The 12,529-nt window shown below is 35.5% G+C and carries 10 protein-coding genes; 1 reads left to right on the forward strand and 9 read right to left on the reverse strand.

What is annotated here, in order from left to right; translation table 11 throughout:
* Window positions 1–25: 25 nt before the first annotated feature.
* From D1Z92_RS09740 to D1Z92_RS09780, 9 genes are all read right to left on the reverse strand, one after another.
* Window positions 26–2,599: a lamin tail domain-containing protein gene (locus D1Z92_RS09740; protein ID WP_128895479.1), complete on the reverse strand. Its 2,574-nt coding sequence runs from the start codon at window positions 2,597–2,599 to the stop codon at window positions 26–28.
* Between the two features lie 395 nt (window positions 2,600–2,994).
* Complete coding sequence (locus D1Z92_RS09745; protein WP_128895507.1) at window positions 2,995–3,360, reverse strand: cupin domain-containing protein; 366 nt, start codon at window positions 3,358–3,360, stop codon at window positions 2,995–2,997.
* A gap of 254 nt (window positions 3,361–3,614) precedes the next feature.
* Window positions 3,615–4,469: a hypothetical protein gene (locus D1Z92_RS09750; RefSeq protein ID WP_128895480.1), complete on the reverse strand. Its 855-nt coding sequence runs from the start codon at window positions 4,467–4,469 to the stop codon at window positions 3,615–3,617.
* 210 nt (window positions 4,470–4,679) lie between these two features.
* Complete coding sequence (locus D1Z92_RS09755; protein ID WP_128895481.1) at window positions 4,680–6,173, reverse strand: NCS1 family transporter; 1,494 nt, start codon at window positions 6,171–6,173, stop codon at window positions 4,680–4,682.
* Between the two features lie 134 nt (window positions 6,174–6,307).
* Entirely contained in the window at window positions 6,308–7,945 is a 1,638-nt protein-coding gene (locus D1Z92_RS09760) for a bifunctional metallophosphatase/5'-nucleotidase (RefSeq protein WP_128895482.1), read from the reverse strand.
* A 66-nt stretch (window positions 7,946–8,011) separates the two neighbouring features.
* Window positions 8,012–8,845, reverse strand: a complete 834-nt coding sequence (locus D1Z92_RS09765; protein WP_128895483.1) for an alpha/beta fold hydrolase — start codon at window positions 8,843–8,845, stop codon at window positions 8,012–8,014.
* Between the two features lie 16 nt (window positions 8,846–8,861).
* On the reverse strand, window positions 8,862–9,401 hold the full coding sequence (locus D1Z92_RS09770; RefSeq protein ID WP_128895484.1) for a GNAT family N-acetyltransferase: 540 nt from the start codon (window positions 9,399–9,401) through the stop codon (window positions 8,862–8,864).
* A gap of 67 nt (window positions 9,402–9,468) precedes the next feature.
* Window positions 9,469–9,792, reverse strand: a complete 324-nt coding sequence (locus D1Z92_RS09775; protein ID WP_128895485.1) for an antibiotic biosynthesis monooxygenase family protein — start codon at window positions 9,790–9,792, stop codon at window positions 9,469–9,471.
* 212 nt (window positions 9,793–10,004) lie between these two features.
* A complete protein-coding gene (locus tag D1Z92_RS09780; RefSeq protein WP_164931550.1) occupies window positions 10,005–11,009 on the reverse strand; it encodes a helix-turn-helix domain-containing protein in 1,005 nt (334 codons plus the stop codon).
* 352 nt (window positions 11,010–11,361) lie between these two features.
* Between D1Z92_RS09780 and D1Z92_RS09785 the strand changes: the two genes are divergently transcribed.
* Entirely contained in the window at window positions 11,362–12,528 is a 1,167-nt protein-coding gene (locus D1Z92_RS09785; protein ID WP_164931551.1) for a tyrosine-type recombinase/integrase, read from the forward strand.
* The last annotated feature ends 1 nt before the right edge of the window (window position 12,529 follow it).

Here is a 12,529-nt window from a genome sequence, read left to right on the forward strand (position 1 = left end):
CTTACCATATGTGAGAATAAATAGATTAGTGAGAACCTAAATAGTTGAAAGTATTTTGTGCATATACTTCCCATTCAGCTGCCAAGTAAGAAGTAGTTCCAGCTGTAACACATGGCTTTCTTACTAGTGTAGTGTCCTTAGCATATTCTTGTGCTGGACCAAAACCAAGCATATCTACAACTGTTTCTGATGCTGTATCCATAAGTGTTACAGTATCATCGCCATTGAATTCAAGGTTTGGATGTGTCATATCTGCCTCTGCTAAAATCGTACTGTCAGCTTGGGAATGCGCAATGACAAATACTTCACCAGCTGCGATAGTACCCTGTAATGTAATACTTCTAGGGTTAGAAAGTTCTAATGTGTAATTGGACAAATCTATTGCTACATTCGTACCGTTGTACAACTCTATTGCCTTACTATTACCGCTACCTTCAATGTACTCAGATACAAATAATCCGCCATTACTAGAACCACCACCAATATCGTGAGAACCAAGGTTAGTAGTAGTGTCTACTGCATACACATCCCACTGTGTTGCATCATATGTTGTAGATCCTGTCGTTACATCACCCATGCGAACTAATGTAGTGTTCTTAGCATATTCTTGTTTTGGGCCAAAACCAAGCATGTCTACAACTGTTTCTGATGCTGTATCCATAAGTATTACAGTATCATCACCATTGAATTCAAGGTTTGGATGTGTCATATCTGCTTCTGCTAAAATGGTACTGTTTGCTTGCGAATGTGCTACGACAAACACTTCACCAGCTTCGATAGTACCGCTTAATGCAATACTTCTAGGATTAGAAAGTTCTAACGTGTAGCTAGATAAATCGATGGTAGCATCTGAAGCGTTATACAATTCTATTGCTTTGTTGTTGCTGCTACCTTCAATGTACTCGGAAATGAAGATTTGATCAGATGCTACCATATCAATAGTATGCATACCTAGATCTGTTGAAACATCTTTCCCATAAACATCCCACTCGGAAGCGTCATATGCTGTTTGTCCTGTCGTAACATTACTCATACGCACCAATGTAGTATCTTTAGCAAAAGTAGTTCCTTGTATGCCTACTACATCTACTATTTCTGATCCGTTATATAATGTTACAGCATCGTCTCCGTTGAAATTCAAATTAGCAGCTGTCATATCTGCAACACTTAAAATATCGCTATTTGCTTCGGAATGTGCAATAACAAATGTTTCTCCCGCCTCGATTGTACCGCTCAAAGCGACAGTTTCTGGATTAGAAAGCTCTAATTTATAGCTAGATAAATCAATTGCTGCATTGGTGTTATTATAAATTTCTATTGCTTTATTCAGACTTCCACCCTCGATATATTCAGAGATAAAAATTTTATCTGTTGGGCTTCCGTCACCGCCTCCATCATCTCCGCCACCGTCGCCTTCAACGTATCCATAAGAACCTGGTTTGAATGTAGTACGGTCATACCATTTATAACCAGGAGCAGGTTCTTGCCAAGGCTCATTGTATGGTTCTTGAGTAGAGTTTTGCGGTATTTCAAAATCATATAGTGCTGTTACCGGACTTAATGAAAAGCTATCTGTTTCTGTAAAACTAGTATAGCTCTCTGGTGTTGCTAACCAATCTACAATGTTTACTAGTAACGTTCCATTATCCTCATCCGTAAAACCAGGATACGTTGTTTTGCTTGTGCCACTCTCTTCACGTAAGTATTTAGGTGTGTTATCTTCTACCGGGGAAGAATCTCCGATGAAAGCAGCTTTCCCTTCACCCATCTTAGAAATTGCAGCATATGGTCCTTCTTCGATACCACCATTGTTATATACACCGCCGTCTTCGGCATACTTCCATGATTCTACACCTGTTGGGACATAAGCAATCCCTTTTGCCTTTGTATTATCTAAAATCGCTAACGTAGAACCTGCATACATCGTAATTAGTTCTACACCTTCTGTTATACCAAAACTCTCACTTGGTGCCACTATATTTGTTGGTTTTGCATTACCTAATCCATTATATCTGAAGCGAATACCGAAGTTTTCTCCTAACCAATCAGAACTTTCTACTCCTTGCATCGCTTCTTTCTCTTCATCATTCATTTGGAAAGTAGGGTCTTCCCAGCCACCTCTACGATAACCGTTCATAATTTCAGAAGAGTCGATACGGTTTTTATTACGGTCTGCATTGTAATGGTCAGAAATAAAGAAAATACTTCCTCCACTACTCACATATTCCAACATTGCATCTTGCTCAGATGTTTTAAAAGGAATGTTTGCTTCTGGAATAACAAAGACATCATAATCCTGAAGATCGCTGTAAGTAATTGGTGTTTCTTGTCTTAATTCCTTAACATAGTAACCATTATCTGCTAGTCCTTCTGCAAAATCAGAAAAACCTCCATCAATAACCCAATCTGCAGCACCTGCTGTTTGTCCATGCGTGTTGTCAAACAATACTTTCTTATCGTTTACATTACCTCTTGCTTCAATGTAAGGTGCTGGGTCTAATGGGCCTTCACCAAATGCAGTAGGTGCCACTCCTCCCCACAGTGTACCTAGTAGAACTGTTGTTGCTAAAAATCCTTTGGTTAATGACTTTCGAAACATTTACATTCCTCCTAAAGTTAGATAAGTTGTTTCTCTACTCTCTATCCTATCATCTATCATATCAAAGAATTGTTTTGTTTGTGTTAAGATTAGACAATTATAGTCAAAATAATTGAAATAATACGTTAAGTTTATAGTTTTAAAAGTAATTTTTTATATTGTTAAACATAAAATTTATATTTACTTAAATTATTCATTTAAAATATCTAGAAAATTCAAATATAAATATATGATTTATCATTTATTGTATTCTTACTATTTCGTGGTTTTGAAATGCTTAAAAGACCTAATTTCTCAACATAATGTCAAAAAAGTAGGTCTCTTTTTAAACTCTATTTCAATCTTGAACCAACAACAATCATAAAAAAAGTTAATATTATTAATAACTTAGGGGTTTAAATCCATACGTTATTTTCAGCAGTTAGTTCAGAATGAGTATCCCCTGTGTTGATAACGCCTTTAGGTTCTACTAGCATAATATGGCATTCTTTTTCGGCATAAGGCTTATGTTCCACCGCTTTTGGTACAACAAACATTTCGCCTTTGGAGAGTTTAACTTCTTTATCTCGGAAAGCAATGGACATTTCACCTTCTAATACGATAAATACTTCATCTGTATCTTTATGATCATGCCATACAAATTCACCTTGAATTTTAGCAAGCTTAAATTGATAGTTATTCATTTCAGCAATAATTTTTGGTGACCAGTGTTCATTGAAATTCGACAATTTTTCTTTAAAATTGATAGCATCGAAATTGATAGTAGTCCCTCCCAAGATGATTTTTATTGTTTGATATTACTATTATAAGATACTCAAATAAGTAAGTCTATATCCCTTCCTTCTGTCAGAGGATAGGTTTCCTATTCCATTATATGTAAGGTTAATGATGAAGCTGTATGATGGAAAAATATCATAATGGCAAGTTCATGTATTTCTTCTAATTGAATTGAACTCATTACCATTATGATATTGCAATGATATCGATGACTTTCATTACGGACTAAATTTACTACTTAGATTGTCTTTTCTAGAGCTTGTGAAAGCTTGGCATTCATCATTTCTAGCTGTATAAGCACTTTATCTGAATACACTGCTCTCTCTTCTTTGTCGTTTTTCGCTTTATTTTCATTTTCTTTTACTTGGTTTTTATGAGTATTATTGAACAATACAAGAATTTGATTTTTTCCCATTCGTGCTATAACGCGATACCCTTTTTTGGATGGTGTAGCTATCCCATGTTCATTCGGTAAACAGTTGTTACCGACTTTACAATTCCCATCATCCTCTACCAACCATTTGTACACTGCTTCTTCGCTGTTAACTTCTGTTTTTTCACTTACAGTTTCTGCAATTGAGTCTATGTTTGTTTCGTCTTGTTGATTTTCATTTTCTATGACTTTATCTATAACTGGATCTTCTTCTTTTGTCATCTTTTCTTCTAATTCTACTTTCAAGTTTTCATCCTCTTTCTTCTCTTCCTTACCCTCTTCCTCTTTCAATTTCGTTTCTGTTTCGCTTTCGTATTGGTCATCCCCGTTTTGCTGTAACGTTTCTACTTCTAAAGGGGACATATTTGAAACTATTTCTTCACCTTCTTTCTCATGCAACTTTTCATTCATTGTTGCAATGATATTGTCTTGTGATGCTACTTTTTCTTTTTTTGATTTTTTCTCACTGTTAGGGGTAATTTTTTTTCTTTTTGCTTTACTATTTTTATCTATAATGTTTTTACTTGAACCATTTTTATTTGTGGTTTGTCTTTTTTTTCTTTTCATTTTTGTCGTATTTATTTGTTGTGGTTCCTCAATATCTTCCATCAAACCATATCCTAAGCTCTTTCTTACAATTACTTTGCGTAAAAGTATCAATGTAATCTTCTCCTCTTTTATAATATCATGTCATATATCTTATGTAGCATGACATGATATGGGGTAGGCGAATGACTATTTGCTTCAAAAATGGGCGCTTACACCCAACATCACATCAATAAAATAAAAAAACCTAGAAAACCGCTACTACAAGGGAGTAAAGGTTTTTAGGCTTCTCATTTCATTTCTGTATAACCATGTATGATACGTCTAGAAAGAGGCGTTTGCTTGCTTATGCTCATGACTAGGTGATTGTAATGGTTTTTCTACGTTATGTTCATCATCTATGATCCAATCACGACCCACCGTAATGCCTAGATAACGCTGTTCATTTGGCTGTTCAATTTCTGCTTGCTTATATTTAACAAACCACCAATATTTTGCAAGTATATAATAACTTACTGCTCCGACGCTAAAACCGACAACAAAAGAATACGAGGATAAAGCATAAGAAGTGACGCCACCAAGTACCCATGCTACGAGTCCCGCTACATTAAATCCTTTTAAATAATGATATTGACCTTGATGTCGATATAAATCTGGTACATTGACTTGTCTTTTTCGTAGTAAATAATAGTCTGCAAACAAAATACCTACGATAGCAGATAAAATACCTCCAACAACAAGCAATGCAGGCATGATAATATCAAATAGTTCCCATGGTTGAACTAAAATTCCAATGACTCCGGCCATCACAACACCTACCCAAAAAGGTGTTTTCGGCCCGCCAATGTTAGAAAAAATAGTTGCAGCAGGAATCAGGTTTGCTGATACGTTCGTGGACCATTGTGCCAGGACGATCATAAGCAGTAATACCCCAAGTATAATGCCACTTGCAGCTTCTTGAAGCGCGATAACGGGATCATAATTTTTAACGGCGATATAAGATACGCCACCGATAATCACCATGAAAGTTTGCGTGACGGTGAGGGCAAATAAGTTTCCTGTAAGGGACGCTTTATTTCTTTTAAACCAATTTCTTTCATATTGTGGTGCTTTTATAAAACGGGAAATGGAAGGCATGTCCGCCGCTAATGTCGCCCAAAAACCCATATTAGCCATAATGACAATAATAAAAGCGGTAACCGCAGCACTACCAGTAACCGGACTTTCTACCCAAGCCCATACTTCTCTTCCTTGTTCTAACGCTTTATCAGATAAAGTGGTGTACATCCATGCTGAAATAATAATGATGATAGGAGCAGCTAAATTAGCAAATCTTTCTACTGCTTTTATACCAAGAGAAGTGTTGATCACTTGAAACGAAGCAAAAATAATAAAACAAGCAAACCAATTATCGTAATCTGTAAGCACAGATAAAATACCATTAATCGCAGAAGCGCCGAAATATGTATTAATACCAAACCAACATGAAGCTGCTAAACCTCTAATTAAAGAAGGAATATGTGTTCCTATCGTTCCAAATGGAGCTCTCATATACACAGGGAATGATAAACCATGCTCAATTCCGATGTCCCCAATCAGTGTCATGAAAGTTCCAATAGCAATAGATCCAATAATGGTAGCGAGGACGACCCATGGAAGAGATAACTGTTCCACTCCATTTCCACCAATAGCGAATGTTGCAAGTAACACGGCCATCCCCACCCAGATGAAGGCGAAACCTAAACTACCAATCTTCTTGTCACTGTGTTTAACAGGCAACAAGTCTTTTGACATTAAATAATTTTCTTTTTTGCTCATGAACACCCATCCTTTTCGTTATGTAGTTTAAACTTGAAGTTGGTTGTAGCATTGTACAAAAAAATGTACAAACGTCTACAAGGATAGCATGTTTATCATGTAGCGTCAACTAACTTGACATATATTTTCTTTATTTAACCAATCACTTTCCAATTATGGTTCACGGAAACGTCAATTTTCTTTTTTTCTATGATGTAATCTGCAATAATTTCCGACACATCAAGCGGAATGTCTTTTACAATCGGTTTTCCTTGAAACATATCATAGTTTCCTCCACCACTTGCACGGTAATTGTTCATGACGACGTCATAGTGTTCATCCATTTCTAAAAGTTTGCCGTTGTATGTGATGCTTTCAATTCTTTTTCCGATCGGACGTTGTACCTGTATGGTGTATTCTATCCCTTCCCACATATCATAGTTATAATGTTGCGGTTTTGGATCTAAATAAGTAGGGTTCACTTCTATTTGCCGTCCATCGTATGGAGCAAAGTAAGCCGCAGTTTGTTCTAACGCTGCTTTAATATCCTTCCCACTCACCTTGATCACTTGTAATGTATTGGGATAAATATAGTTGGAAACGACGTCACGCATCGTAATGTGAGTCGGAAAGCCAAGTGAGCGATTATCAAACAAGGATGTACAGGAGATCGGTGCACCTGAAACTTCCATTTGAACGACATTAATAAACTGTATGAATGGATGTTCTTTTATTCTTGCTTCAAATGGATCTGTAATTAGCATATCTTTGTTGTTTGCAACTTCACCAATGGGCTTATCTAACCACTGTTGTGTATCTGTTTCGTAAGGTTCCGTCATTTTAATTACAGTGGGATCTGCTGGTATGCCTTGCACACTTAATAGTTCCCCGCTCTTTTCACTTATGTGCCAACCTATATCATTTTTAATAAGTTGTAAGGTAACTTTTGCTGCGCGTTGTGCTTGATGTCCAGGCTGCACAATAAGAACGTTATGAACTTCATCTATTAATTCACGATGTTGATGCCCAGTTAACAATACATCAATTCCACTAACTTCTTCACAAATTTGGTAAGCTTGATTTTCGCCGGTTAACGGTTCTGTTTCTTTCCCTGTTTTTAGATCTTTTTCAAATCCACCGTGGTAGGAAACGATAACGATATCCACTTTTTCTTTTTCTTTAAGCACAGGCACCCATTTCTTTGCACATTGTAATGCATCTTCAAAAGCTAACTTTTTAATATGTTTGGGGTTTTCCCAATTTGGAATGTAATGTGTCGTTAAACCTAAAATGCCGACTTTACACCCGTTCTCAAGTTCTTTAATCATGTATGGTTGTCCGAAATAAGGTTGTGATGTTTCTTTATGTAAAGTGGAAGCAGAAAGCCATGGGAATTGAGACTCTTTTACTGCTTGTTCTAAATAAGGCAAGCCATAGTTAAACTCATGATTGCCAATGATAGCAGCATCGTATTGTAAATAATTTGATATGGCAATCATCGGATTCGGTTTGTGGTGGTTATACTTGGCATGATGGTATGTTAGCGGAGTTCCTTGCAACAAGTCTCCATTATCAATAAGCAGCAAATGAGGGTCTTTTTTTCTTTCTTCATGAATGATGGTAGCAAGCTTAGCCATTCCCATCTCCATTGCTTCATTGTTACCATACCAGTGAGGTAAGATGTTGCCGTGTATATCACTTGTTTCAATAATGGTTAGCTGGTGTGTTTGTTGCACTTGTTGTACTGTCTTATCTGTATTGGATCGTTTATTTTGTTTGTAATCATTTGACATCTTATCCCTCTCCTTTAAACTTGCTTCATATCTGACAAAAAAAATATTTTTTTCACTTTTTAGTTGTTATGTGATTCTCATTTCTTTAGATGGTTGGACCCTCTGCAACCACTCATCTATCAACGACTCCAATAATGAAGCTTGTTCAAGGTGCAAGTTGTGACCACCTACATCCAGTACAGTAAACGTTGCATGCGGAAAATGAGGAAGAATATGAAATACATCTTCATAACCAGTTACTGCATCTTGTTTTCCTGTAATAAAAAGTGTAGGTCGATGAAACATATCTATCTGTTTATCTACATCAAATGAAAAAGCGTAATTTTCTCTTATTTTTTCTAGAAATCTATGATCTGCTATGTCTATTCCTGTTAAGATCTCATCGTGATACCGATGCCAAACTTGTTCATTTAAAATCACACACATGGATTCAAAATCTGTTCGCTCTTCCTTACTTAGTTGTTCCAAAAATGTTTCATCTCGCTCAAAAACAACATGATGCGGTAAGGTTCGCTTCTCTCCATCAGGAATGATAACAGGACAAAGAAATGCTGCCCCCTCGACTTGCTCTTTTTTATGAGCAATAACACCTCGTGCAATATATCCACCGTAAGATTGACCCACAATCATAAAAGATGCATCACCGATAATCTCATCAATGAAATCTAAAACGATCTGTAACATATCATCTGCGTTTTGGAGATGATCATATCCTGAAGTTTTTCCCATGCCAGGTAAATCAATATATATCCGTTTAAATTCTGTTTTATGTTTAAATATAGGTTCCATACATCCCATCATAAGGCGGTGATCTGGAGTGAATCCATGAATCATGATAATAGGCTTTCCAGTGCCATGTATTTCATAATATACTTGCGTATCTCCTAATGAACATTTCATTGTTGACTCCCTCCTTTTAATCCAACGGGTTAATGATCGCCATGACTTGATGGTCTTCCCATTTCCCATTAATTTTAACGTTTTTGATGGCAATGCCCTCTTTGTGAAATCCTGCTTTCTCTAGCACTCTAATGGATCTTATATTATGTGGCATGACACCTGCTTCAATTCGGTGTAATTTCAATTCATGAAAAGCATAGTGAAGTGAAAGTTTAACGGCTTCTGTTGTATATCCTTTACCATTGTGCGATTTATCAAGGAAATAACCGATGAAAGCACTTTGATAAGCACTTCTCTGTATGTCAAATAAATTAATGGTACCAATTAAGGCATCACTTTCATTTAAAAATATACCGTAATGATAACTAGCATCCTCTTTTTCAAGTTGAATTTGCTGGTTTATTCGCTTTTCTTGTGTGGCTAAAGTGTAAAAATCCTCGTTTCTATCTAGTGCATACGTTTCAAAAAAACTTTTGTTTCTGATTTGTAAGTTTAGAAGTTCAGTAGCATCAGATGGCTCAAATGATCTAATATAAATATGATTTCCTTTTAACAAATTTTATTCATCTCCTATGACGTAATGAAAGTATGAATCATGTCATTCCAATTCATTTTCGCTATTTTTATTCAAAAAAGGTATGTCTTTCTACTTTTGCTATTCTTATAGCATAACTAGCATACCATTCTTTCTTCCCTCTTTCTTGTGCCATTTGATGTGCAGCATTTTCTTTCCATGCTTTTATATCTTTTAGTGATTTCCAATAGGAAACCGTAATGCCTAGCATGTCATCACGAGCACTCTCTATACTTATAAAGCCTTCTTGTTGTGAAGCTAATTCCACCATTTTTTCTGCCATTTTCCCATACTCATTGTCACCTGGTGTGCGTTGTGAAGAAAAAATAACAGCGTAATATGGTGGATTAACATCTTGTTTTTTGGTGTTCATTTCATTTTTTCCTTCCCATGAGATGGTATGACTTTTCTCAAAAAAACGTAGTATATCACTTAGTGTGAACTGTGATGATAATGGCTATTATATAACATAACTTGTAAAATAAAAACATACTTGTAGTAAATAAAAGCAAAATGTACTAACCGTCTGATTTAATCTACGATTAGTACACGCAAATGCTTCTCCTCCCATGTTTTTACTGTAACTTACTGTCTGTTTCGTATTGCTTCTTCTAGGCTTTGTATAATGAATTGTTCCTGTGTTATTCCTTCTTGTTCGGCAATATGCTTTATTTGTGACTTTAGTTTGCTAGATCCATATGCAATAAAAGGAGCTTCATTGCTTTGGAATACAATGCCATTTGGTCGTAACATTAATTCCCCATCTATTTTATTGCGCTGTAAAAACTGAAATCCTTCTTCTATTATAATAGTAGAAACACGTATAAATGAAGGTTTAACTTGTAGTGAAATTTCTGTGTGCGTCATCTCAAGTTTAAGTGCTGTAGGCCCCATTGCTACAATTATTTTTTCTATCCATTCATAAGTGAGAGCATGTATCGTTTTCGGTTTGGGAAAGGAGAAAGAAATCACCCCTCTTTTACGATTGATCTCATAATTATCGGAAAGCGAAGTAAGCGGTACATAACCGAGCATTTCTAATTGGTGTATGTCGAACTCTTCTTCATTTTCCGTTCGAACAATACCGTTGACACCATCAAAAGAGACGATACGCGATAACTCCCCACTTTGTTTGTGTTTGAAAGATTGGAAAATAAAATAGCCTGTCTTTTTATTGTGAAATACAGTTTTATTTTCTCTATTGCTTTTGAAAAGGTGTAGATGTTGTTGTAATATATCTTCCTGCACGAAATACGTATCCAAATTTCGATAAGATTGTTTGATAGCAGGTAATTCCCCTGATTTCATTTTATTAATGACTGTAGATGGAGATACATGAATATTTTTCTCTGCTAATCTACTTCGTATCTCCTTTGTGGTTAAACCAGGTTTTTCAACCTTCTTTTCTATTTTATCTACTTCCTCTTCTTTAAATAAGTACGTGCCGTCCATTTTCCACGTATCTTTATTCCATGGTTGTAATTCTCCCGTTTTCACATAGTTGTATATCGTCTGCTCTTTCACTTGTAAGCGATGTGCGACTTCTTTCGTTGTCAGTCCAAGTTCAAAAGATGGTGTAGTTGTATTCAAATCTTTTCCCCTCACTTTGATGTGATCTTCATAAGTCTTTTATGTATCTTTGTATCTTGCAATCTATTCTACTCATTGTACATCTGATGTTGCATGATATGAATTATTTACTATATTATTATATTCCATTGTACCATACAACTATATAAATATATACTGTATATAAAACATAGTATAGATTAACAATGATAAATATCATTATTTTATATTATCATGGTTAAAACCCTAAAAATGAACTATTTTTAGGGTTAAATCATATTAATCATTATTTTATATTAAAATAAAAAGGTATATTGTGGTATAATAAACCTTATCTATCTTGATCATGTTACTAAAGGAGTTTCGACATAATATGTTAATGGAAACTAAGCAAAGCTCTACAGTGATACACTTATATAATCAGGAACAAAAGTTAACGGTGTTAAAAAAGAACTTTATTGATTTTCTAAATGAAGATCAATATTATAATGCTTTGTCTATCATCATGGATGATAACGAAAGAAATGAACATATACCATACACTAACTTCACAGATGAAATGATGATCTATACCTTTATACATAAACCTTCTCATCTTCATGTCGAGTATGATAAAAAAGAAAATACAAAAAAAGAGTACATCAGAGACCTATATCAGTTTTATACACATTTGCATAAGGAATCGTCTTTTATTAAACAAGATGTACAACACTACAACGATGCTTCTCTACTAAAAAGTATTCAGCCACGTCATATGAAACGGTACCAGCAATGGCTGAAAAACGAAGTGCCGCTACGAAATGGTAAAGTTGGTTATGGGAGAGCAACGTTAGCGAGAAAAGTTGTTGTTCTGAAAAGTTTTTTTAAGTGGTTATATGAAGTCGATTATATTGAGCGAAAACTTCACACTGCTTTTTTAAGTAGTGAAGTACACAAAGAAGATCGTCCAGATCGTTATCTCAGCTACGAGGAAGTCAAACAGTTAATTGATTATTACGCCTATCACCCCCTCCATCATGCTTTACTTACGTTGCTTGCAACGACGGGATTACGCATTCAAGAAGTTGCTACAGCAGCATGGCGTGATATATATTACGATAGTAGACAAGGTGCGTTTTATTTAAAAGTGAAAGGAAAAAGAAATGAAGTAAGGCATGCTTTAATAAAGCAAATCGTGATGGATAGGTTACAAACGTTGAGACAGAGAAAAGGGCTCTCTCCCCTACTAGATCCGTCAGATGATACCCCATTATTTACAACAAACCGCGGAAACAGTTATCATTTTAGTGATTTATCTAAGTATGTAACGAAAATAATTAAACAAACGCAGTTTCCTTTTTTACAATATAAGCAAGGGAATGTAACGCCGCATTGGTTTCGTCATTACTTTGCACAAGAAGCACATAAACAAGGCGCTCCCCTGCTCTTTATTCAACAAACGCTAGCGCATAAAAAAGTAGAAACGACGGAGATTTACTTGAAAGAAATGATGAAGAAAGAAAACGATGCAGCACAATACCTTCGTGATGATCAGTATTAAT

This window comes from Longirhabdus pacifica, from assembly GCF_004115085.1.
GTDB lineage: Bacteria > Bacillota > Bacilli > Paenibacillales > DSM-105158 > Longirhabdus > Longirhabdus pacifica.